Below are 23514 nucleotides of genomic sequence, written 5' to 3'. Positions count from 1 at the left end.
CCTTCTTGGCCGCCTCGGCCGCCGCGACGTCGATCTCGCGGACCTTGATCGTGATCTCCGAGAAAGGCTTCATGATCTTGCCGAACCGACCGCGCGCACGCGGGCGGCCACGCTTGAGGACCATGCCCTTGCCAACCCAGGCCTCGGCCACGACCAGTTGGTCGACGTCGAGGTTGTGGTTGTTCTCGGCATTGGCGATGGCCGACTGCAGGCACTTCTTCACGTCGCCGGCGATGCGGCGCTTGGAGAAGGTCAGATCGGCAAGCGCCTTGTCGACTTTCTTGCCGCGGATCATGGCTGCGACCAGGTTCAGTTTCTGCGGCGACGTGCGCAGCATCGAGGTCTTTGCGAAAGCCTCGTTGTCGGCCACGCGGCGCGGGTTTTGTTCCTTGCCCATGGCTTACTTCCTCTTGGCTTTCTTGTCAGCCGCGTGACCGTAGTAGGTCCGGGTCGGCGAGTATTCACCGAACTTCTGACCGATCATGTCCTCGGTCACGGCGACCGGGATGTGCTTGTGGCCGTTGTAGACGCCGAACGTCAGGCCGACGAACTGCGGCAGGATGGTCGAGCGACGCGACCAGATCTTGATGACCTCGGAGCGACCGCCCTCGCGCGACTTTTCAGCCTTGCGCAGGACGTAGGCGTCGACGAACGGGCCTTTCCAGATAGAACGTGCCATGGATCAGCGCCCCTTCTTCGCGTGACGCGACCGCAGGATGTACTTGTCGGTCGACTTGTTCGTACGCGTCTTGTTGCCCTTGGTGCCCTTGCCCCACGGGGTGACCGGGTGACGGCCGCCCGAGGTCCGGCCCTCACCACCACCATGCGGGTGGTCGATCGGGTTCATGGCAACACCGCGAACGGTCGGGCGCACGCCCATGTGACGCTTGCGGCCGGCCTTGCCGAGGTTCTGGTTGCTGTGGTCGGGGTTCGACACGGCACCGATGGTGGCCATGCATTCCTGACGCACGAGACGCAGCTCTCCCGAGCTGAGGCGGATCTGCGCATAGCCGCCGTCACGACCGACGAACTGCGCATAGGTGCCCGCGGAACGCGCGATCTGGCCGCCCTTGCCGGGCTTCAGCTCGACGTTGTGGACGATCGTGCCGATCGGCATGCCGCTGAACGGCATCGCGTTGCCCGGCTTGACGTCGGTCTTGGCACCAGCCACGACCTTGTCGCCTACGGCGAGGCGCTGCGGCGCCAGGATGTAGGTCTGCTCGCCATCTTCATATTTCAGCAGCGCGATGAACGCGGTGCGGTTCGGATCGTATTCGATCCGCTCGACGACGGCCGAAACGTCGAACTTGGTGCGCTTGAAATCGACAATGCGATAGAGGCGCTTGGCCCCCCCGCCCTTGTGCCACGAGGTCACACGTCCGGTGTTGTTCCGGCCACCCGTCTTGGTCAGACCCTGGGTAAGGGTCTTGACCGGGCGGCCTTTCCAAAGCTCCGAACGGTCGATCAGAACCAGCCCGCGCTGGCCAGGCGTCGTCGGCTTGTACGACTTGAGTGCCATGCTTTCTGTCTTCCGTTGCCTTGGACCAAAGGTCCGTTGTCGTTCAGCAAAATAACGACCGGCGGCCCTTCAGGCCGCCGGATCGCGGTCGTCTATCAGAGGCCGGTCGAGACGTCGATGCTGTTGCCAGCTTCAAGCGTCACATAGGCCTTTTTGACGTCGCTCCGCACGCCGGGACGGCCGCGGAACTTCTTGGTCTTGCCCTTGGTCACGACGGTATTGACCGCCTTGACCTTGACGCCGAACAGGGCCTCGACCGCTTCCTTGATCTGCGGCTTGTTCGCATCGGGCGCAACCTTGAACACAAAGGCATTCGCCTCCTGCGCCATGGTCGCCTTCTCGGTGATGATCGGCTTGACGATCACATCGTAATGTTCGGGCTTCGTGGTCATTTCGCTTCCGTCCCTTTCAGGCGGGCATTCAGCGCCTCGACACCCGCACGGGTGATGACCAGCGTGTCACGGCGCAGGATGTCATAAACATTCGCGCCCATCGACGGCAGCACATCGACCCCTTCGAGGTTCCGGGCGGCGCGGGCAAAGCCCTCGTTCACCTCGGCACCATCGATCACCAGAACCCGCTTCCAGCCCTTTTCGCGCATTGCCTTGGCAACGGACGCGGTCTTGGCATCGGTCAGGTTCAGATCCTCGAGGATCACCAGATCGCCCGTGCTGGCTTTCGCCGACAGGGCATGCATCAGACCCAGGGCGCGGACCTTCTTGGGCAGGTCGAACGCATGGCTGCGCGGCACCGGACCCTTGTAGACGCCACCCTTGCGGAAGATCGGCGCCTTGCGCGAGCCGTGGCGAGCACCGCCCGTGCCCTTCTGGCGATAAATCTTCTTGGTCGAGTAGGACACGTCCGACTTGCCCAGCGTCGAGTGCGTGCCGGCCTGGGCCTTGGCACGCTGCCAACGCACGACGCGGTGCAGCAGGTCGGCGCGCGGGGTCAGGCCGAAGATGTCGTCGGGCAGGTCAATCGACCCGGAGTCCGCCGACGCGAACGAGATCACATCAGCTTTCATCGGATTTCTCCTCGGGCGCGGCCTCGGTCGAGGCCTCATTCTTGTCGGCGTTCGGATCGGAAGCGGCCTTGTCGGCCTCGATCGAGGCATTGGCCTCGGCGAGCGCGGCTTCCTGCGCGGCGGCCTCGGCCTCCAGCGCAGCCTGACGCGCGGCTTCTTCCTCGGCGGCGGCGGCGGCGGCGGCTTCCTCGGCGAGGCGCAGGGCCTCACGCGCGGCGCTGCGCAGCGCGGCGGGGTAGATCACGTTGTCCGGGGTCGCCTTCTTGACTGCGTCCTTGATCGTGACCCAGCCACCCTTGCTGCCGGGGACCGACCCTTTGACCATCACCAAGCCACGCTCGGCGTCAGTCTTGACGACCTGCAGGTTTTGGGTGGTGACACGCACGGCACCAAGATGGCCAGCCATCTTCTTGCCTTTGAACACCTTGCCCGGGTCCTGGCACTGGCCGGTCGACCCGTGCGAGCGGTGGCTCACCGACACACCATGCGACGCCCGAAGGCCGCCAAAGTTGTGACGCTTCATGGCACCGGCAAAGCCCTTACCGATCGAGATGCCGGCGATGTCGACGAACTGACCCGCAAAGTAGTGGGCGGCGATGATTTCCTCGCCGACCGGGATCAGGTTGTCCTCGCTCACGCGGAACTCGGCGATCTTGCGCTTGGGCGCCACGTTCGCCTTGGCGAAGTGACCGCGCATCGGGCCGGACACGCGCTTGGCCTTGGCCTCGCCCGCACCCAGTTGGACGGCGACATAGCCATCCTTCTCGGCGGTGCGCTGCGCGACAACCTGCAGATTGTCGATGTGCAGGACGGTCACCGGAACCTGGCGTCCATCCTCGAGGAACAGCCGGGTCATGCCCAGCTTCTTGGCGATTACACCTGTGCGAAGCATGTGTGCGCCCTCCTCAGACCTTGATCTCGACATCGACGCCGGCAGCCAGGTCGAGCTTCATCAGCGCGTCCACGGTCTGGGGGGTCGGGTCGACGATGTCGAGCAGCCGCTTGTGCGTGCGGATCTCCCACTGGTCGCGCGACTTCTTGTCGATGTGCGGACCGCGCAGGACGGTGAATTTCTCGATCTTGTTCGGCAGCGGGATCGGACCGCGAACCTGCGCACCGGTGCGCTTGGCCGTGTTGACGATTTCCTGGGTGCTGGCATCCAGCACGCGGAAGTCGAACGCCTTGAGCCGGATACGGATATTCTGGCTTTGCATCAAAGCATCCCTCTGATGGGGATTTCGATCGAGAGGCTGACTGCACACCGCGTGCGGCCAGCATCGGACCGTAAAAAAACTGCGAGGCCGCCCCTTAGTGGGCGGCCTAGACAGGTGCAACCGATTCCTTGCAGGATGGGAGCGATGGCGGGTTTTGAGCCGAGATCGCCTGCGTGTCAAGTGGTTCCGGGGATTTATGCGCCAATACGCGTCGGGTGGCCTGTTTTGCCCCTGACACTAGGCGCAAGCGCCTGCCCGAGCCAGTTCCGGGGTTAGTTCAGAAGAGGAGGCTGAAGGATGGCAAATTTCAAGGTTGGCGATCACGTGGGCTGGAATTCCGAGGCCGGCAAGGTGTCGGGCAAGATCATCAAGGTTCATACCGAGGATTTTGACTACAAGGGCCATACTCACCGCGCGAGCGCGGAAGACCCGCAATACGAGATCAAGAGCGACAAGACCGATCATATCGCGGCCCACAAGGGTAGCGCTCTTCACAAGATCTGAGCGCCGTGCCCCTGCCGTTTTTCACCATCGGCCATTCCAACCGCAGCATCGAGGCGTTTATCGGGATGCTGCGGCACTGGCAGATTGAAATGCTGGTGGATGTTCGAAAATTCGCGATGTCTCGCGCGAACCCGCAGTTCAACGAGCAGGCCCTCTCCGAAACCCTGGCTGGCTTCCAAATCAGCTATGAACGCAATGAGGCCCTCGGCGGTCGGCGTGGGAGGGTGGCCCGGATTGCCCCGGAGGTTAACGGCATGTGGGAGAACAAGAGCTTTCTCAACTACGCCGATTATGCCCTTTCCGATGAATTCCACGAAGGGTTGGAGCGGCTGATTGCCGAAGGCCGGGCTAGGCGCTGCGCGATCATGTGTGCTGAAGCGGTATGGTGGCGCTGCCACCGGCGCCTCATCGCCGACAATCTGATCGCTCAGGGTGAGGAGGTTTTCAACATCATGGGTGAGGATCGTGCAGAACCGGCGAGGCTGACCCCCGGCGCGGTCGTTCAGCCTGACAAGCGCGTGGTTTATCCAACTTAACTTGGCATCGCCCAGTGGGGCCGGGTTCGGTCGGGCAGGTGCGCAACGTCTTGGTCGGCCGAAGCGTCCTGGTCAAAGCGTCCCGGTCAAAGCGGACCAGTCCACAGCAAAAGGCCGCCCCCGAGGGGCGGCCTTTCAGTCTCTTTGTCAGGCCCTCGTCTCAGGCGAGGATCTTGGAGACGACGCCGGCGCCGACGGTGCGGCCGCCTTCGCGGATCGCGAAGCGCAGCTTTTCTTCCATCGCGATCGGCGCAATCAGCTCGACCTCGAACTTCAGGTTGTCGCCCGGCATCACCATCTCGGTGCCTTCCGGCAGGTTCACGGTCCCGGTCACGTCGGTCGTGCGGAAGTAGAACTGCGGCCGGTAGTTGGCAAAGAACGGCGTGTGACGGCCACCCTCTTCCTTGGTCAGGATATAGGCCTCGGCCTCGAACTTGGTGTGCGGCTTGACCGAGCCCGGCTTGCACAGCACCTGGCCGCGCTCGACGCCGTCACGGTCCACGCCGCGCAGCAGCGCGCCGACGTTGTCGCCAGCCTCGCCCCGGTCCAGCAGCTTGCGGAACATCTCGACGCCCGTGCAGGTCGTCTTCTTGGTGTCCCGGATGCCGACGATTTCCAGTTCGTCGCCGACGTTCACCGCACCGCGCTCGATCCGGCCCGTCACCACCGTGCCGCGGCCCGAGATCGAGAACACGTCCTCGATCGGCAGCAGGAACGGCTGGTCGACCGCACGCTCGGGGGTTGGGATGTAGCTGTCGACCGCCTCGATCAGCGCCTTGATGCTGTTCTCGCCGATCTCGGGATCACGGCCTTCCAGCGCCGCAAGCGCCGAGCCCTTGATGATCGGGATATCGTCGCCCGGGTAGTCGTAGGACGACAGCAGCTCGCGCACTTCCATCTCGACCAGTTCGAGCAGTTCCTCGTCATCCACCTGGTCGACCTTGTTGAGGTAGACCACCATGTACGGGATGCCGACCTGGCGGCCGAGCAGGATGTGCTCGCGGGTCTGCGGCATCGGGCCGTCGGCCGCGTTCACCACAAGGATCGCGCCGTCCATCTGCGCGGCGCCGGTGATCATGTTCTTCACATAGTCAGCGTGGCCGGGGCAGTCGACATGGGCGTAGTGCCGGTTGGGCGATTCGTATTCCACATGCGCGGTCGAGATCGTGATCCCGCGCGCCTTCTCCTCCGGCGCGCCGTCGATCTGGTCATAAGCCCGGAACTCGCCGAAATACTTCGTGATCGCAGCCGTCAGCGTCGTCTTGCCGTGGTCAACGTGACCAATCGTCCCGATGTTCACGTGCGGTTTGTTACGCTCGAATTTTGCCTTCGCCATGATGGCCTCCTGTCAAGGGAATCGGGGGGCAGGACCGCCCGTCCCTTACGCGTATTTCTTTTGAATCTCGTCCGAGATGTTCTGCGGCACGGCCTCGTAGTGGTCGAACTGCATGGTGAACACCGCCCGGCCCGAGGACATCGAGCGCAGGTTGTTGATGTAGCCGAACATGTTGGCCAGCGGCACCATCGAGTCGATGACGTTGGCGTTGCCACGGGTATCCTGGCCACGCACCATGCCGCGGCGGCTGGTCAGATCGCCGATAATCGAGCCGGTGTATTCTTCCGGGGTCACGACCTCGACCTTCATGATCGGCTCGAGCAGCTTGGCACCGGCCTTGCGCAGACCTTCGCGCATGGCAGCCCGGGCTGCGATTTCGAATGCCAGCACCGACGAGTCGACGTCGTGGTAGGCGCCGTCAACCAGGGCCACCTTGAAGTCGATCACCGGGAAGCCCGCGAGCGGACCGGAGTCCATGACCGACTTGATGCCCTTTTCAACGCCGGGGATGTATTCCTTCGGCACCGCGCCGCCGACGATCTTGGACTCGAAGCTGTAGCCCTCGCCCGGCTCGGTCGGCGAGATCTGCAGCTTGATGCGGGCGAACTGGCCCGTGCCGCCGGTCTGTTTCTTGTGGGTGTAGTCGATCTCGGCCGGCTGGCTGATCGTCTCGCGGTAAGCCACCTGCGGGGCGCCGATGTTCGCCTCGACCTTGAACTCGCGACGCATGCGGTCGACGAGGATGTCGAGGTGAAGTTCGCCCATGCCCTTCATGATGGTCTGGCCCGACTCGAGGTCGGTCTCGACGCGGAAGGACGGATCTTCGGCGGCCAGACGCTGCAGTGCAAGACCCATCTTTTCCTGGTCAGCCTTGGACTTCGGCTCAACCGCGATCTCGATCACGGGCTCGGGGAAGGTCATGGTTTCCAGGACGATCGGCTTGGCGGGATCGCACAGGGTGTCGCCGGTGGTGGTTTCTTTCAGGCCCGCCAGGGCGATGATGTCGCCTGCGAACGCTTCTTCGATTTCTTCGCGGTTGATCGCATGCATCATCATCATGCGGCCGACGCGCTCGCGCTTGCCCTTGGTCGCGTTCAGCATCTGATCGCCCTTCTTGAGCTGGCCGGAATAGATGCGGGTAAAGGTCAGCGAGCCGACGAAGGGGTCGTTCATGATTTTGAACGCGAGGGCCGAGTAGGGCTGCGCGTCATCGGCGCTGCGCTCGATGTTGCGGGTCTCGGTCTCGTCGCCCGGCAGGAAGCCCTCGTAGGTGGGCACGTCCAGGGGCGACGGTAGGTAGTCGATCACCGAGTTCAGCAGCGGCTGCACGCCCTTGTTCTTGAACGAGGAACCAGCGGTCACCGGGAAGAAAGCCAGCGACAGCGTGCCCTTGCGCAGCAGCTCGCGCAGGGTTTTCTCGTCGGGCTCGTTGCCCTCGAGGTATTGCTCCATCGCGTCGTCGTCCATGTCGACGGCGAGTTCGATCATCTTGGCGCGCCACTCGGCGGCGACGTCCTGCAGCTCTGCGCGGATGGGCTGACGCACCCAGTTCGCGCCCAGGTCCTCGCCCTTCCAGATCCACTCTTCCATCTTGACCAGGTCGATGACGCCTTCCAGCTTGTCCTCAGCGCCGATCGGCAGAGCGATCGGGCAAGGGGTGCCGCCAGTACGGTCCTTGATCATCTGGACGCATTTGAAGAAGTCGGCGCCGATCTTGTCCATCTTGTTGACGAACACGATGCGCGGAACCTTGTAGCGGTCGGCCTGACGCCAGACGGTCTCGGTCTGCGGCTCGACACCGGCGTTGGCGTCCAACAGGCAGATCGCGCCGTCCAGAACAGCCAGCGAGCGCTCAACTTCGATGGTGAAGTCGACGTGGCCGGGAGTGTCGATGATGTTGAAGCGGTACTTCGTCTGGGCGGTCCCTTCGTTGGTCGGGTCCTCCTGGCGCTGCCACGAGGTCGTGGTGGCCGCCGAAGTGATGGTGATGCCCCGCTCCTGCTCCTGCTCCATCCAGTCCATGGTCGAGGCGCCTTCGTGCGTCTCGCCCATCTTATGGTTCTTGCCGGTGTAGAACAGGATGCGTTCGGTCGTCGTGGTCTTGCCCGCGTCGATATGGGCCATGATCCCGAAATTGCGGTAGTGGTCTAGGGCGTATTCGCGGGGCATGATCGATCCTTACCAGCGGTAGTGGCTGAACGCCTTGTTGGCGTCGGCCATCTTGTGGGTGTCTTCGCGCTTTTTCACAGCGGTGCCGCGGTTGTTGACGGCATCGGCCAGCTCGCCCGCGAGGCGCTCTTCCATGGTGTGTTCGTTGCGCTTCTTGCTGGCGTCGATCAGCCAGCGGATGGCCAGGGCCTCGCGGCGGATCGGGCGAACTTCGACCGGGACCTGATAGGTGGCACCGCCGACGCGGCGCGAGCGCACCTCGACCGAGGGCTTCACGTTCTCAAGAGCCTCGTGGAACACTTCGATCGGCTCGCGCTTGAGGCGCGTCTGAACCCGGTCGAGCGCCGAGTAGACGATCGTCTCGGCGATCGACTTCTTGCCGTCCACCATCAGGTTGTTCATGAACTTGGTCAGCACGCGATCGCCGAATTTGGCGTCGGGCAGGATTTCGCGCTTTTCGGCGGCGTGACGGCGGGACATCTGGGCCTCTCCTTACTTCGGACGCTTCGCGCCGTATTTCGAACGACGCTGGCGGCGGTCCTTGACGCCCTGCGTATCGAGAACACCGCGGAGGATGTGGTAGCGCACGCCCGGAAGGTCTTTCACCCGGCCGCCGCGGATCAGGACAACGCTGTGTTCCTGAAGGTTGTGCTTTTCACCCGGAATGTAGCTGATGACCTCGAAGCCATTGGTCAGGCGCACCTTGGCAACCTTACGCATGGCCGAGTTCGGCTTCTTCGGCGTCGTCGTGTAGACGCGCGTGCAGACGCCGCGCTTTTGCGGGCAGGACTGGAGGTGCTGCGACTTGCTGCGCTGCACCTTGGGCTGCCGCGGCTTGCGGATCAGCTGCTGGATCGTGGGCATTCCGGTTTCAAACCCCGTGTTGCTTCTCGGCTCATGCACCCCAGGGGGCGCCAGTGACTATGTCGCGGCGCCGCCTATCCCGAATACACCGGACATGCAAACGCCAAAACCGCACATGCCCCCTAGCGCGAGGACACTGCGGTGGATTTCCAGAGGATCGGAGCGTTGCCGGCCCGGATCTTGACCACTACGGTTCTGGGGCCCGGGCGGGCAGCCGTCCGGGTAGCGGGCCGTATAGGCAGAATCGGTCAGGCTGTCAACAACCCTCCACGCCCGGCGCCCGCGCGGTTGTCCACGCAACGACAACTCCGCTCAGGTCGCGCCCCAGTGTTTGCGCCCTGCCTGGGGGAGGCCAAAGTCCCGCGCATCACGGTTTATGTCTGCAAGGTCGATCTTGAACCGCTCTGCGAGCACGCGGGCCGCGTCGGGCGGAGGGCCATCGAAATCGTATCCGGGCCCGATCGCGCCACTATCATTGTCATGGTTCAAGAATCGGCAAAACATGATCTCGTCAGGCAGGATCAGCCCCGGCATGTGATGCCCCAAGCGCCAGTGGGGCAGTTGCGTCGCCGAACGCTCGTCCCCGGGCGGAAGGTAGACGGTCAGGCCCGCGACTGCGTTATAGATCATTCTGGGTTCGACGGAGACCCCCGACTCGGTCGCCTTGAGGACGAGGCCGCGCATGTAGTCAATCGAGGCCGCCTTGCGTTTGTGCCAAGCGGGCTCGACAAGCCCGAAATCCTCCCGCGCGCGGGCGACGTAATCGATGGCCACGGCGTCATCGTCATCCATGCGGAAGTGGCCAATTACATCGGCGCTCATGTCCTTGTGCGGCAGCAAGGCATGCTTGCAAGCCTGCAGGTGGAACCTCATGGGAGGGACGAGAGCCAGTTCCAGTTGCGGCATTTCCTCGCAAAGTTGCTGCAGAAGGCTGAGCCAGGGATCGGGCAGGTCGGGCCCGGTCATCACCACCAGGGTGAAATCCGGGTCGGTCTGCGCCCGCAACGCGGGCAGCGTGATCTTTTCGAACCAGTGCCAGCGGCGAACCAGTCGACCCTCGTCATAGAGGAAGGCGCGCCGCTCCTCCATGTCATCATGCTCGACCTGAAAGCCGCGCAGGCCCAGGTAACTGAAGCGGCACAACCCCAGCATCTGAACGCGCATCATATCGCCCCGCTGCGGCTGAGGCGCCGCTCGCGCCAGATGGAGTAGAGGCCGGCGGCGACAACCAAACTCGCCCCCGTGAGGGTCCAGAACCCGGGCCGCTCGCCAAAGATCACGGCGCCGAGGATCATGGCCACCACCAGCGAGGTATAGCGGAACGGTGCCACAAAGCCCACGTCGCCCACCCGCATCGTCGCGACTACGGTCAGGTAGCCCAGTGCCAGAAGGGCTGCATTCAGCACCAGCAAGCCGCTCTCGCCGACATGAGGCAGACGCCAGGGCTCGGAGGGGATGAGAATGGCGGACAGGGTGACAGCGAGCGAGGCGTAGAAGGCGATGGTGTTGGACTTCAACCCGGGCGTGAAAATCCGCGTCACCATATCGCGCAGCACGACCCCGAGGACGGAACCCAGCGCGACCATCGACCAGACGGTGAATGACATGCTGCCGGGACGCAGGATCAGCAGAACGCCCAACAACCCGACGATCACCGCCGCCATCCGCCGCCAGCCCAGAGGCTCGCCAAAGAACACGGCGGCGGCGAGCATTACCATTAGCGGCAAGGCCTGCATGATCGCCGACAACTCGCCGATCGGCATGTGGTGCAGCGCGTTCAGGAACAGCAGCGTCGAACTGACCTCACCAAACGTGCGCAGCGCGAGGGGCAGCCAGTCGGCCCGCGGCACGCGCAGGTCCACCCCACCCCGGCCGAGAAAGATCAGCGGCAGCGCCAGCATGACCAGGATGCCGCGCAGGGCGATGGCCTCGTACAACGGCAGCGTCTGCGAGAGGTATTTCATCGTCGCGTCGTTGCAGGCAAAGGCCGTCATCGCGATCAGCATCAGCGCGGCGCCGTGGATGTTCTCGGCCTCCGTCGCGGCCCGGCGCGGGGTCCGCAGCGAAGGCGGCTTGACCCGGCGTTGAGACGACATGAGGGGGGTACGCATCGCGGCCAGCCGGCTAGTGGGGACAGCCAGCCCTACCCGCGCGGCGTCACTACGGCAAGTCCCGGCGCCCGCACGCCGCGGACAACTAACCGTCAATCGAAAGGCCCGCCAGTGGCGGGCCTTTCGGATCTTGTCGCGGAGGAAAGGAAGCGCTTGCGCCCTGCCCTCACTCTTCGGGCGAGGTGATGATCGTGTCGATATCAGCCTCGTTGACCGGGTCGAGCGTCACCGCCTCCGGCGCGGGCGGGGCCAGGGCGGCAGCCGCCTCGGCCTCGGCCTTGCGCATCTCGATCACGTCCGAATCGCGGTCGGCGGCGATCTTGCGCACGCGCGAGGTAGCGCCGCCGGTGCCCGCCGGGATCAGCCGGCCGACGATGACGTTCTCTTTCAGGCCGAGCAGGCGATCGCGCTTGCCCTGGACGGCAGCCTCGGTGAGGACGCGCGTGGTTTCCTGGAACGACGCCGCCGAGATGAAGCTGCGGGTCTGCAGACTGGCCTTGGTGATACCCAGCAGGACCGGCTCGCCGACGGCCGGACGGCCGCCCTTGGCCTCGATCTTGGCGTTCTCCTCGACGAACTCGTCGCGCTCGACATTCTCGCCTTTCAGCAGCGTGGTATCGCCGCTGTCGAGGATCTCGATCTTCTGCAGCATCTGCCGCACGATGACTTCGATGTGCTTGTCGTTGATCTTCACGCCCTGCAGTCGATAGACGTCCTGCACTTCGTCGATGAGGTAGTCGGCAAGCGCCTCGATGCCGATGATGCGCAGGATGTCATGGGGGGCGGGGTTGCCGTCCATGATGTACTCACCCTTGCGGATGAAGTCGCCCTCCTGCACCGGGATGTGCTTGCCCTTCGGCACCATGTACTCGACCGGCTCCAGCCCTTCGTCGGTGGGCTGGATCATGATCCGGCGCTTGTTCTTGTAGTCCTTGCCGAACTTCACCGTGCCGTCGATCTCGGCGATGATGGCGTGGTCCTTGGGACGACGCGCCTCGAACAGTTCCGCCACCCGCGGCAGACCGCCGGTGATGTCCTTGGTCTTGGCACCCTCGCGCGGGATACGCGCCAGCACGTCACCGGCCCGCACTTCCTGCCCTTCCTCGATCGACAGAATGGCGTCGACCGACATCGGGTAGCTGATCGGGTTGCCGGCATCGTTACGCACAGGCTCGCCGTCGCTGTCCATCAGGATGATCTCGGGCTTCAGATCGCTGCCCTTGGGCGCGCTGCGCCAGTCGGTCACGATCTTCTGGGTCATGCCGGTGGCATCGTCCGTCTCGTCCCGGACCGAGAGGCCCGAGAGCAGGTCGACGAACTTGGCCGTGCCGGCACGCTCGGCAATGATCGGCAGGGTGTAGGGGTCCCATTCGAACATCTTCTGGCCGCGCGTGACCTTGTGGCCTTCGCGCACGAACAGCTTGCTGCCGTAGAACAGCTTGTGCGTCACCACAGGCTCGCCGGCGGCGTTGTTGACCATCAACTGCATGTTCCGGCTCATGACGATCAGCTCGCCCGCCGCGTTCTCGAGCGTGTTCTCGCCCTCGAACGCGATAGTGCCTTCCTGGTTGGCGGCCATGGCGGTCTGCTGGCCACCCTGGGCAATACCGCCGATGTGGAAGGTCCGCATCGTCAGCTGGGTGCCCGGCTCGCCGATGGACTGCGCGGCAATGATGCCGACAGCCTCGCCGATGTTGACCAGCGTGCCGCGGGCCAGATCGCGCCCGTAGCAATAAGCGCAAACGCCATCCTCGCTCTCACAGGTGAGGGCGGAACGGATGCGAACCTGCTGGACGCCGGCCTGCTCGATGGCGTCGGCGCGACGCTCGTCGATCAGTTCGTTCCGGCCGACGATGACCTCGTCCGAGCCCGTGGCGACCACGTCCTCGGCCGCGACGCGACCCAGGATGCGCTCGCTCAGGGGCGAGATGACCTCGCCGTCGTTGACCGCGGCCGAGGCGGTGATCGCCCGCTCGGTGCCGCAATCCAGCTCGCGGATGATGCAGTCCTGCGCCACGTCCACCAGACGCCGGGTCAGGTAACCCGAGTTGGCGGTCTTCAGCGCGGTGTCCGATAGACCCTTGCGCGCGCCGTGGGTGGAGTTGAAGTACTCCAGCACGGTCAGGCCTTCCTTGAAGTTCGAGGTGATCGGCGTCTCGATGATCTCGCCCGAGGGCTTTGCCATCAGGCCGCGCATCCCGCCCAGCTGCTTCATCTGACTGGTCGATCCACGCGCGCCCGAGTGGGCCATCATGTAGACGCTGTTCGGCTCAAGCTCGGCGCCGCTCTCGTCGGTTTTCACCGCCGCGATCGTCGCCATCATGGCCTCGGTCACGCGGTCGTTGCACTTCGACCACGCGTCCACGACCTTGTTGTACTTCTCGCCCTGAGTGATCAGGCCGTCGAGGTACTGCTGCTCGAACTCCTTCACCTGGTCGGCGACCTCGTTCACGATCTCCCACTTGTTGTCGGGGATGACCATGTCGTCCTTGCCGAAGCTGATGCCGGCGCGGAACGCCTCGCGGAAGCCGAGGCTCATGATCTGGTCGCAGAAGATCACCGATTCCTTCTGGCCGCAGTAGCGGTAGACCGAGTCGATGACGACCTGGACGTCCTTCTTGCGCAGAAGACGGTTGACCAGCTCGAACGGAGCTTTCGCATTCAACGGCAGCAGCGCACCGAGGCGGATGCGCCCGGGCGTCGTCTCGAACCGCTTCATGACGACATTGCCTTCGTCATCGACCTGCTTCAGCCGGGCGGTGATGCGGGCATGCAGATGCACCTCGCCCGCGGCGAGCGCATGCTCGACCTCGTCCGAGTTGGCAAAGGCCATGCCCTCGCCCTTCATCCCGTCGCGCATCATCGTGACGTAATAAAGGCCCAGGACCATGTCCTGCGACGGCACGATGATCGGCGCGCCATTGGCCGGCGACAACACGTTATTGGTCGACATCATCAGAACGCGCGCTTCCAGCTGAGCCTCGAGGCTCAGCGGGACGTGCACGGCCATCTGGTCGCCGTCGAAGTCGGCGTTGAAGGCCGAGCAGACCAGCGGGTGCAGCTGGATCGCCTTGCCTTCGATCAGGATCGGCTCGAACGCCTGGATGCCGAGGCGGTGCAGCGTCGGGGCGCGGTTCAGCAGCACCGGATGCTCGCGGATCACCTCGTCGAGGATATCCCAGACCTCGGGGCGCTCCTTCTCGACCAGCTTCTTGGCCTGCTTGACCGTGGTGCTGTAACCCTTGGCCTCGAGCCGCGAGTAGATGAACGGCTTGAACAGCTCGAGCGCCATCTTCTTGGGCAGCCCGCACTGGTGCAGCTTCAGCTCCGGCCCGGTCACGATGACCGAGCGGCCCGAAAAGTCCACGCGCTTGCCGAGCAGGTTCTGGCGGAACCGGCCCTGCTTGCCCTTCAGCATATCGGACAGCGATTTCAGCGGGCGCTTGTTGTTGCCCGTGATCACGCGGCCGCGGCGGCCGTTGTCGAACAGCGCGTCCACCGACTCCTGCAGCATCCGTTTTTCGTTGCGCACGATGATGTCGGGCGCGCGCAGCTCAATCAGGCGTTTGAGGCGGTTGTTGCGGTTGATGACCCGGCGATAGAGGTCGTTCAGGTCGGACGTGGCAAAACGGCCGCCGTCCAGCGGGACCAGCGGGCGCAGCTCCGGCGGGATGACCGGGATCACGGTCAGCACCATCCACTCGGGCCGGTTGCCGGATTCGAGGAAGTTCTCGACGATCTTCAGCCGCTTGATGATCTTCTTGGGCTTCAGCTCGCCGGTTGCTTCCTTCAACTCCTCGCGAAGCTGGTCGGCGGTTGCGGCGAGGTCGATGTTCGACAGCATGGTGCGGATCGCCTCGGCGCCGATGTCGGCGGTAAAGGCGTCGGCGCCGTACTGGTCCTGCGCGTCGAGGAACTCTTCCTCGGTCATCAGCTGGCCATAGGTCAGGTCGGTCAGGCCCGGCTCGATGACGACGTAGTTCTCGAAATAGAGGATCCTCTCCAAGTCGCGCAGGGTCATGTCCAGCATCAGGCCGATGCGCGAGGGCAGCGACTTGAGGAACCAGATATGCGCCACCGGCGAGGCCAGCTCGATATGGCCCATGCGCTCGCGCCGGACCTTCTGCAGCGTCACCTCGACGCCGCACTTCTCGCAGACGAGGCCGCGATACTTCATGCGCTTGTATTTACCGCACAGGCATTCGTAGTCCTTGATCGGACCAAAGATGCGCGCACAGAACAGGCCATCACGCTCGGGCTTGAAAGTGCGGTAGTTGATGGTTTCGGGCTTTTTGACCTCGCCGAACGACCACGCGAGGATCTGCTCGGGGCTGGCCAGCGAAATCTTGATCTCGTCGAACTGCCGCGGGGGCGCGATCGGGTTGAACGGGTTGGTGCTGAGTTCCTGGTTCATCTCGTCATCCTTGCATCAGACGGGGAAAGGGGCGGTGAGGGCGCGCGGCCCTCACTCCTCTTCCTCGGCGTCCAGCAGTTCCATGTTGAGGCCCAGACCCCGGACCTCCTTGACCAGCACGTTGAACGATTCCGGCACGCCGGCCTCGAAGTTGTCCTCGCCCTTGACGATGCTCTCGTAGACCTTGGTCCGGCCGGCCACGTCGTCCGACTTGACCGTCAGCATCTCTTGCAGGGTGTAGGCGGCGCCGTAGGCTTCCAGGGCCCAGACCTCCATCTCACCTAGGCGCTGACCGCCGAACTGCGCCTTGCCGCCCAGCGGCTGCTGGGTCACGAGGCTGTAGGGACCGGTCGAGCGGGCGTGCATCTTGTCGTCGACAAGGTGGTGCAGCTTCAGCACGTACTTGACGCCGACCGTCACCGGGCGGGTGAACTGCTCGCCCGTGCGGCCGTCGAACACGATCGACTGCCCCGAGGTGTCAAAGCCGGCGCGGGTCAGCGCATCGTTGACGTCAACCTCCTTGGCACCGTCGAACACCGGGGTCGCGATCGGCACGCCGCCGGTCACGGTCTCGGCGTGCTCGACCAGGTCGTCGGCCTCCATGCCATCGAAGGTCGAGGCGTACATGTCGTCGCCATAGCCGATCCGCATCGCTTCCTGGACCGGGGTCAGATCGCCGTTGCGCCGGTATTCCTGCAACGCCTCGTCGATCTTGATGCCCAGACCGCGCGCGGCCCAGCCCATGTGCGTCTCGAGGATCTGGCCGACGTTCATGCGCGAGGGCACGCCCAGGGGGTTCAGAACCAGGTCGACGGGGGTACCGTCGGCGAGGAACGGCATGTCCTCCATCGGCACGACCTTCGACACGACGCCCTTGTTGCCGTGACGACCGGCCATCTTGTCGCCGGCCTGCAGCTTGCGCTTCACGGCGACGAACACCTTGACCATCTTCATCACGCCCGGGGGCAGGTCGTCGCCTTGGCGGACCTTTTCGACCTTGTCCTCGAAGCGCGCCTCGAGGGCCTTTTTCTGCAGGTTGAACTGGTCCTGCAGGGCCTCGACCTCGCGGGCGGTGTCCTCGTCGGCCATGGCCAGCTGGAACCACTGGCCGTGGCTCAGCCCGTCCAGCAGCTCCTCCGTGACCTCCGAGTTGGCCTTGACGCCTTTCGGCCCCTTGACCGCCTTCTGGCCCATGACCAGCGATTTCAGGCGCGCGTAGATGTTACGCTCCAGAATCGCCATCTCGTCGTCCCGGTCGCGAGCGAGGCGCTCGACCTCTTCCCGCTCGATCTGCAGGGCGCGCTCGTCCTTGTCGACGCCATGGCGGTTGAACACCCGGACCTCGACGATCGTGCCATAGGCACCCGGCGGCAGGCGCAGCGAGGTATCGCGGACGTCGGACGCCTTTTCGCCAAAGATGGCGCGCAGCAGCTTTTCTTCCGGCGTCATCGGGCTCTCACCCTTGGGCGTGATCTTGCCCACGAGGATGTCGCCCGGGCCGACCTCGGCGCCGATATAGACGATGCCCGCCTCGTCGAGGTTGCGCAGGGCTTCCTCGCCGACGTTGGGGATGTCGCGGGTGATCTCTTCCGGGCCCAGCTTGGTGTCGCGGGCCGCCACTTCGTATTCGTCGATGTGGATCGAGGTGAACACGTCGTCGCGGTGGATGCGCTCGCTGATGAGGATCGAGTCCTCGTAGTTGTAGCCATTCCACGGCATGAACGCGACGATCACGTTCCGGCCAATGGCCAGCTCGCCCTGGTCGGTCGAGGGACCGTCGGCGATCACCTGGTCCTTCTGCACCCGGTCGCCGACCTTGACCAGCGGACGCTGGTTGATGGTCGAGGACTGGTTCGAGCGCTTGAACTTGCGCAGGCGGTAGATGTCGACTCCCGCGTCCCCTGCCCCGAGGTCCTCGGTGGCACGGACAACGATACGGCTGGCGTCGACCTGGTCGATGACACCGCCGCGGCGGGCCATGATCGCGGCGCCGCTGTCGCGGGCAACGGTCGCCTCCATGCCGGTGCCGACGTAGGGCGCCTCGGCGCGCAGCAGGGGTACCGCCTGCCGCTGCATGTTCGAGCCCATCAGCGCGCGGTTGGCGTCATCGTTCTCGAGGAAGGGGATCAGCGCCGCGGCGACCGAGACCAGCTGCTTGGGCGAGACGTCGATCAGATCGACCGCCTCGACCGGGTTCAGCATGAAATCGCCCGCTTGGCGGGTGCTGACCAGCTCCTGCGTGAACTTGCCGTCGGCGTCCAGCTCGGCGTTGGCCTGGGCGACCGTATGGCGCATCTCTTCGGTCGCCGAGATGTAGACCACATCATCGGTGACCTGGCCCTCGATCACCTTGCGGTACGGGGTTTCGATGAAGCCATACTTGTTCACCCGCGCGTAGGTCGCGAGGCTGTTGATCAGGCCGATGTTCTGACCTTCCGGCGTCTCGATCGGGCACATCCGGCCGTAGTGGGTCGGGTGCACGTCGCGCACCTCAAAGCCGGCGCGCTCGCGGGTCAGACCGCCCGGCCCGAGGGCCGACAGCCGCCGCTTGTGCGTCACTTCGGACAGCGGGTTGGTCTGGTCCATGAACTGCGACAGCTGGCTGCTGCCGAAGAACTCGCGCACCGCAGCCGCCGCAGGCTTTGCGTTGATCAGGTCCTGCGGCATGACGGTGTCGATCTCGACGCCGGACATGCGCTCGCGGATCGCGCGCTCCATGCGCAGCAGGCCGATGCGGTACTGGTTCTCCATCAGCTCGCCGACCGAGCGCACCCGGCGGTTGCCGAGGTGGTCGATGTCGTCGATCTCGCCCTTACCGTCGCGCAGTTCAACCAAGCCGCGGATACAGGCAATAATGTCCTCGTTGCGCAGCGTACGCTGCGTGTCGGGGGCATCCAGATCGAGGCGCATGTTCATCTTGACCCGGCCCACGGCCGACAGGTCATAACGCTCGCTGTCGAAGAACAGGCTGTTGAACAGGGTTGCCGCGGCCTCGACGGTCGGCGGCTCGCCGGGGCGCATGACGCGGTAGATGTCCATCAGCGCGCCGTCGCGGCCCATGTTCTTGTCGGCCGCCATCGTGTTGCGGATGTAGGGGCCGACGTTGACATGGTCGATGTCGAGGACCGGGATATCGGTGATGCCGTTGTCCAGCAGCACCTTCAGCAGACCGCCGGTGATCTCGCCCTGCTTGTCCCGCTCCAGCGTCAGTTCGTCGCCGGCCTCAGCGTAGATCAGGCCGGTTTCCTCGTTGATGATGTCCTTGGACACAAAGCGGCCGAGGATCTGATCGTAGGGGACCAGCAGCTCGATCTCGTCACCGGAATCGACCAGTTGCTTGACCAGGCGCGGGGTAACCTTGTCGCCGGCCTTGGCGATGACCTCGCCGGTCGCCGCGTTCACCAGGTCATAGGTCGGGCGCGTGCCGCGCGCGCGCTCGGGGAAAAACCGCGTGACCCAGCCGGCTTCCTGCCCCTTGCGGGCGGGCTGCAGGCGGTAGTCCACGGTGTTGTAGAAGGCGTCCATGATCGCCTCCTGGTCCATGCCGAGGGCATAGAGCAGGGTCGTCACCGGCAGTTTGCGGCGGCGGTCGATGCGCGCGAATACCAGGTCCTTGGCGTCGAACTCAAAGTCCAGCCAGCTGCCGCGATAGGGAATGATGCGGCAGGCAAACAGCAGCTTGCCCGAGGAATGGGTCTTGCCGCGGTCATGGTCAAAGAACACACCCGGGCTGCGGTGCATCTGGCTGACGACCACGCGCTCGGTGCCGTTCACGACAAAGGTGCCGTTGCCCGTCATCAGGGGCATGTCGCCCATGTAGACGTCCTGCTCCTTGATGTCCTTGACCGACTTCTGGCCGCTGTTCTCGTCGACATCGAACACGATCAGACGCAGCGTCACCCGCAGGGGGGCGGCGTAGGTCATGTCGCGCTGCTGGCATTCCTCGACGTCGTACTTCGGCTTCTCCAGCTCGTATTTCACGAACTCGAGCACCGCGGTCTCGTTGAAGTCCTTGATCGGAAAGACCGACTGGAAGACACCCTGGATGCCGTTGCCGTCGTTATGGCCCTCACCCTCGCCCGAGTTGAGGAACAGATCATAAGAGGATTTCTGAACCTCGATGAGGTTCGGCATCTCGAGAACTTCGCGGATGTTGCCATACGAGCGCCGGATGCGCTTTTGGCCGACATAAGCTTGCGCCATGGGGTCTATCGCCTTTCGTCAGCGCCACCCTGCGACCGTCGGGCCCGGTCGGGGCGGCAAGACTGGGGGTGATCCGGCTCTATCCGTGCTGCCCGTCCCACCGGGCAGCTCCCGAGCCGCGAACCTTCCCTGAAGGACCCTCCGCACGGGAAGGGCCGTTCAAGACAGGTTCGGCAGGGACCGGGAAACCCCGGACCCTGCCTTGTCAGTTGCGCAGCCCCGAAGGGGCGGCCAATTACTTGAGCTCGACCTTGGCGCCAGCCGCTTCGAGCTTTTTCTTGATCTCTTCGGCGTCGGCCTTGTTGGCGCCTTCCTTGACCTTGCCGCCGGCTTCCACCAGATCCTTGGCCTCTTTCAGGCCCAGGCCGGTGATCGCGCGCACCTCCTTGATCACGTTGATCTTGTTGGCGCCGGCTTCGGTCAGGACGACGTCGAACTCGGTCTTTTCTTCCTCGGCGGGCGCACCGACGCCAGCAGCAGGACCAGCCATCATGACGGCGCCACCGGCAGCCGGCTCGATGCCGTATTCGTCCTTGAGGATGGTCTTCAGTTCCTGCGCTTCTAGCAGCGTGAGGTTCACGATCTGCTCGGCGAGAGATTTCAGGTCAGCCATGTTTCCGTTCTTTCCATCAAATGTTCCAACGTCGGGATTTCAACCCCTCGACGAAAGACGATGCCTTATGCAGCCTCGGCGCGCTCTTCGAGCGTGCTGAGGATGCCCGCGATGTTGCTGGCAGGTGCGCCGATCGCGCCCGCGATGTTGCTGGCCGGGGCACCGATGCAGCCGACGATCGAAGCAATAAGCTCCTCGCGCGACGGCATCTGGGCCACGGCTTTCACACCGGCCGGGTCAAGCGACGTGCCGCCCATCGCCCCGCCAAGGATGACGAACTTGTCGTTCGTCTTGGCATAGGCGTCCGCGACCTTGGCAGCTGCCACGGGGTCGTCGGAGAAAGCGAGCACGGTCATCCCGGTGAGAAGGTCGGCGATGCTTGCGCATTCCTTCCCCTCAAGGGCGATCTTGGCGAGCCTGTTCTTGGCAACGCGGACAGATCCACCGGCGGTGCGCATCTGCGCCCTCAGGGTCTGCATGTTGGCAACCGTCATTCCCTCGTAGCGGGCAACCACCACGACGCCAGAGGCATCAAAGATCTGGCCGAGTTCATCGACCACTTGCTCTTTTTGCGCTCTATCCACGGTTCACTCCACGTTGGGGGTTTCCCCCCGGCTCACTTGCCCCTGCGTCCAGCCAGGCCGGCCGCAGGGTCGGGTCCGTCTGCAGGTCCCGAGATCACCCGAGGGCATGAATGCGCCCGGAAACTGGTCTCGCGTCCCTGCCTCGGGAAGGACATTAAGCACCCCATGCGGGGCACACCCTCCGTCTCGGACAGGACGGGGGCGAACCCCCGCCATCCCCCGCCGCGCCCGGTAGACCGGATGCGGCGCGGATTATTGGCCTCAGGCTTGCGCCGTCGAGGCGAGGTCGACCGATACGCCCGGACCCATGGTCGAGCTGATCGAGACCTTTTTCATGTAGGTGCCCTTGGCCCCCGTCGGCTTGGCGCGCTGCACCGCCTCGACGAAAGCGCGCAGGTTTTCCGCCAGCTTGGCCGCGTCGAAGCTGGTCTTGCCGATGCCGGCATGGACCACACCGGCCTTCTCGGCTTTGAACTGGACTTCGCCGCCCTTGGCGGCCTCGACGGCCGTCTTGACGTCCATGGTCACCGTGCCGACTTTGGGGTTCGGCATCAGGTTGCGCGGGCCGAGGATCTTGCCCAGGCGGCCGACCAGCGGCATCATGTCCGGCGTCGCGATGCAACGGTCGAACTCGATCTTGCCGGACTGGATGGTCTCCATCAGGTCCTCGGCGCCGACGATGTCGGCCCCGGCGGCAGTTGCCTCGTCAGCCTTCGCGCCACGGGCGAACACGGCGACGCGCACGGTCTTGCCGGTGCCGTTGGGCAACTGGACCACGCCGCGGACCATCTGGTCGGCGTGACGCGGGTCAACGCCCAGGTTGAGCGCAACCTCGACGGTCTCGTCGAACTTGGCAGTGGCATTGGCCTTGACCAGGGCGACGGCCTCGTCCAGCGGCAGGTTCGCCTTGCCGGCGAAGGCTTCGCGGGCGGCGGCGGTGCGTTTTGCAATCTTTGCCATGGCGATCAGGCCTTCACTTCAATGCCGATCGAGCGGGCGCTGCCCAGAACGATCTGCATGGCGGCGTCGATGTCGTTCGCGCTGAGGTCTTTCATCTTCAGCTCGGCGATCTCGCGCACTTGGGCGGCGGTCACGGTCCCGGCGGTCGACTTGCCCGGCTTGTCCGAACCCTTGGCACGGTTGCGCTTGCCCTGCGGCTTGAGGCCGGCGGCCTTCTTCAGCAGGAACGCGGCGGGCGGCGTCTTGGTCTCGAACGTGAACGACTTGTCGGCGTAATAGGTGATCACGGTCGGGACCGGGCTGCCGGCCTCCATTTCCTGCGTCTTTGCGTTGAACGCCTTGCAGAATTCCATGATGTTAATGCCGCGCTGACCCAGCGCGGGGCCGATCGGCGGGGACGGGTTGGCTTGGCCCGCCTTCACTTGCAGCTTGAGGCTGCCAACTACCTTCTTGGCCATCTGGCCTTCTCCTTTTCATCACGCCCGCATGCGGGCCGACTTAGTGGTTCGGCGGCGCCCGCAGGCCCGCCTCCCACGCGAACACTCAGGCCGACTTGCTGACCTGGGTGAATTCCAGTTCGACCGGCGTCGGCCGGCCAAAAATCGAGACCATGACCTTCACGCGGCTGGCGGCGTCGTCGACTTCCTCGACCATGCCGGCGAAGCCCTCGAACGGGCCGTCGGTCACCTTGACGTTCTCGCCGACCTCGAACCGGATCAGGTTGCGCGGCTGGACGTCGGTGCCCTCGCCGGTGCGGTTCAGGATCGGGGCCATGTCCTCGTCGCGCATCGGCGAGGGCTTGCCCTGCGCGCCGAGGAAACCGGTCACGCGGTTGATCGAGTTCACCAGGTGATAGGTACGGTCCGACAGGTCCATGTGGACCAGGACATAGCCCGGCATGAAGCGACGCTCGGAGGTCACCTTCTTGCCACGCCGGATTTCGATCACTTCCTCGGTCGGGACCAGAACTTCGTCGATCTCGTCCTCAAGACCCTTCTCGGCCGCGGCCTGGCGGATGGCCTCGGCGACTTTCTTCTCGAAGTTGGACAGCACGCTGACCGAATACCACCGCTTTGCCATATCGTTCTGCGTCCGTTTCCTCGACGGGCCAGACGGCCCCTAATTCATGTCGCCCGGAAAATAAAAATCGGCGCGAACCGAATCGGTAGCACGCCGTGGCCGGGCAGGTCGCCGGGAAATAGACCCCTTGCGCCGCGATTGCAACCCTGCTGCTACACCGGGCTTCAGCCGCCGACGCTGCGCAGCACGAAGGTCAGGCCGCCGCGGATCAGCAGGTCCACCATGAAAAAGAACAGGCTGGTGATGGTCGCCATGATCAGGACCATGATGGTCGTGGTCACCACCTCGCGGCGGTTCGGCCACGCGATCTTCGCGGCCTCGGCACGCACCTGGCTGATGAACTGGACGGGGTTGGCCATATCGGTCCTCAAGGTTGCAGCGGT

Annotated in this window: 22 protein-coding genes and 1 pseudogene; 2 read left to right on the top strand and 21 right to left on the bottom strand. The window is 64.3% G+C overall.

What is annotated here, in order from left to right; genetic code table 11:
* Positions 1-19: 19 nt before the first annotated feature.
* From rplV to rpsJ, 7 genes and pseudogenes are all read right to left on the bottom strand, one after another.
* Positions 20-397 (bottom strand): annotated as a pseudogene (gene rplV, locus DRW48_RS06375) (50S ribosomal protein L22); the annotation flags it as partial.
* Between the two features lie 3 nt (positions 398-400).
* Positions 401-679 (bottom strand): 30S ribosomal protein S19, encoded by a 279-nt coding sequence (gene rpsS / locus DRW48_RS06370; RefSeq protein WP_114075681.1) that lies wholly within the window; start codon positions 677-679, stop codon positions 401-403.
* 3 nt (positions 680-682) lie between these two features.
* Positions 683-1519, bottom strand: a complete 837-nt coding sequence (gene rplB, locus DRW48_RS06365) for a 50S ribosomal protein L2 (RefSeq protein WP_114075680.1) — start codon at positions 1517-1519, stop codon at positions 683-685.
* A gap of 95 nt (positions 1520-1614) precedes the next feature.
* A complete protein-coding gene (locus tag DRW48_RS06360) occupies positions 1615-1911 on the bottom strand; it encodes a 50S ribosomal protein L23 (protein ID WP_114075679.1) in 297 nt (98 codons plus the stop codon).
* Positions 1908-2543 carry a 50S ribosomal protein L4 gene (gene rplD / locus DRW48_RS06355; protein ID WP_114075678.1) on the bottom strand — a complete coding sequence of 212 codons (636 nt, stop codon included), beginning with the start codon at positions 2541-2543 and terminating at the stop codon, positions 1908-1910. Before rplD ends, DRW48_RS06360 begins: the two co-directional genes overlap by 4 nt.
* On the bottom strand, positions 2533-3435 hold the full coding sequence (gene rplC, locus DRW48_RS06350; RefSeq protein WP_114075677.1) for a 50S ribosomal protein L3: 903 nt from the start codon (positions 3433-3435) through the stop codon (positions 2533-2535). The genes rplD and rplC overlap by 11 nt, the downstream gene beginning before the upstream one ends.
* Positions 3436-3448: 13 nt before the next feature.
* A complete protein-coding gene (gene rpsJ, locus DRW48_RS06345) occupies positions 3449-3757 on the bottom strand; it encodes a 30S ribosomal protein S10 (RefSeq protein ID WP_114075676.1) in 309 nt (102 codons plus the stop codon).
* Between the two features lie 297 nt (positions 3758-4054).
* Between rpsJ and DRW48_RS06340 the strand changes: the two genes are divergently transcribed.
* Together DRW48_RS06340 and DRW48_RS06335 are read left to right on the top strand one after the other, a co-directional pair.
* Complete coding sequence (locus tag DRW48_RS06340) at positions 4055-4261, top strand: hypervirulence associated TUDOR domain-containing protein (protein WP_114075675.1); 207 nt, start codon at positions 4055-4057, stop codon at positions 4259-4261.
* A gap of 5 nt (positions 4262-4266) precedes the next feature.
* Complete coding sequence (locus tag DRW48_RS06335) at positions 4267-4797, top strand: DUF488 domain-containing protein (RefSeq protein ID WP_114075674.1); 531 nt, start codon at positions 4267-4269, stop codon at positions 4795-4797.
* A gap of 160 nt (positions 4798-4957) precedes the next feature.
* Here DRW48_RS06335 and tuf read toward each other — a convergent pair whose 3' ends face one another.
* The 14 genes from tuf to secE all read right to left on the bottom strand — a co-directional run bounded on the left by tuf (position 4958) and on the right by secE (position 23490).
* Positions 4958-6133, bottom strand: coding sequence for an elongation factor Tu (gene tuf, locus DRW48_RS06330; protein WP_114075655.1), 1176 nt, complete (start codon positions 6131-6133; stop codon positions 4958-4960).
* A 45-nt stretch (positions 6134-6178) separates the two neighbouring features.
* Complete coding sequence (gene fusA, locus DRW48_RS06325) at positions 6179-8302, bottom strand: elongation factor G (protein WP_114075673.1); 2124 nt, start codon at positions 8300-8302, stop codon at positions 6179-6181.
* A gap of 9 nt (positions 8303-8311) precedes the next feature.
* On the bottom strand, positions 8312-8782 hold the full coding sequence (rpsG, locus tag DRW48_RS06320; protein WP_114075672.1) for a 30S ribosomal protein S7: 471 nt from the start codon (positions 8780-8782) through the stop codon (positions 8312-8314).
* A 12-nt stretch (positions 8783-8794) separates the two neighbouring features.
* Complete coding sequence (rpsL, locus tag DRW48_RS06315; RefSeq protein WP_010399029.1) at positions 8795-9166, bottom strand: 30S ribosomal protein S12; 372 nt, start codon at positions 9164-9166, stop codon at positions 8795-8797.
* Positions 9167-9478: 312 nt separating this feature from the next.
* Positions 9479-10333, bottom strand: coding sequence for a putative rhamnosyl transferase (locus tag DRW48_RS06310; protein ID WP_241963397.1), 855 nt, complete (start codon positions 10331-10333; stop codon positions 9479-9481).
* Positions 10330-11277 (bottom strand): DMT family transporter, encoded by a 948-nt coding sequence (locus DRW48_RS06305; RefSeq protein ID WP_114075671.1) that lies wholly within the window; start codon positions 11275-11277, stop codon positions 10330-10332. Before DRW48_RS06305 ends, DRW48_RS06310 begins: the two co-directional genes overlap by 4 nt.
* A 166-nt stretch (positions 11278-11443) precedes the next feature.
* Positions 11444-15691 (bottom strand): DNA-directed RNA polymerase subunit beta', encoded by a 4248-nt coding sequence (gene rpoC, locus DRW48_RS06300; protein ID WP_114075670.1) that lies wholly within the window; start codon positions 15689-15691, stop codon positions 11444-11446.
* A gap of 51 nt (positions 15692-15742) precedes the next feature.
* A complete protein-coding gene (gene rpoB, locus DRW48_RS06295) occupies positions 15743-19894 on the bottom strand; it encodes a DNA-directed RNA polymerase subunit beta (RefSeq protein WP_114075669.1) in 4152 nt (1383 codons plus the stop codon).
* A 235-nt stretch (positions 19895-20129) separates the two neighbouring features.
* Positions 20130-20507 (bottom strand): 50S ribosomal protein L7/L12, encoded by a 378-nt coding sequence (gene rplL, locus DRW48_RS06290; protein ID WP_114075668.1) that lies wholly within the window; start codon positions 20505-20507, stop codon positions 20130-20132.
* A 65-nt stretch (positions 20508-20572) separates the two neighbouring features.
* Positions 20573-21091: a 50S ribosomal protein L10 gene (gene rplJ / locus DRW48_RS06285; RefSeq protein ID WP_114075667.1), complete on the bottom strand. Its 519-nt coding sequence runs from the start codon at positions 21089-21091 to the stop codon at positions 20573-20575.
* A gap of 261 nt (positions 21092-21352) precedes the next feature.
* Positions 21353-22051 carry a 50S ribosomal protein L1 gene (rplA, locus tag DRW48_RS06280; protein WP_114075666.1) on the bottom strand — a complete coding sequence of 233 codons (699 nt, stop codon included), beginning with the start codon at positions 22049-22051 and terminating at the stop codon, positions 21353-21355.
* Positions 22052-22056: 5 nt separating this feature from the next.
* The gene (gene rplK, locus DRW48_RS06275; protein ID WP_114075665.1) at positions 22057-22509 is read right to left on the bottom strand and encodes a 50S ribosomal protein L11; all 453 of its coding nucleotides are present in this window, start codon (positions 22507-22509) and stop codon (positions 22057-22059) included.
* An 85-nt stretch (positions 22510-22594) separates the two neighbouring features.
* On the bottom strand, positions 22595-23131 hold the full coding sequence (gene nusG / locus DRW48_RS06270) for a transcription termination/antitermination protein NusG (RefSeq protein WP_114075664.1): 537 nt from the start codon (positions 23129-23131) through the stop codon (positions 22595-22597).
* A 164-nt stretch (positions 23132-23295) separates the two neighbouring features.
* Positions 23296-23490 (bottom strand): preprotein translocase subunit SecE, encoded by a 195-nt coding sequence (gene secE, locus DRW48_RS06265; protein WP_114075663.1) that lies wholly within the window; start codon positions 23488-23490, stop codon positions 23296-23298.
* Positions 23491-23514 lie beyond the last annotated feature (24 nt).

The sequence above is a fragment of the Paracoccus suum genome (assembly GCF_003324675.1).
Taxonomy (GTDB): Bacteria; Pseudomonadota; Alphaproteobacteria; order Rhodobacterales; family Rhodobacteraceae; genus Paracoccus; species Paracoccus suum.
Note: the sequence above shows the minus strand (reverse complement) of the source record. Positions and strands in the feature narration are given on the sequence as shown.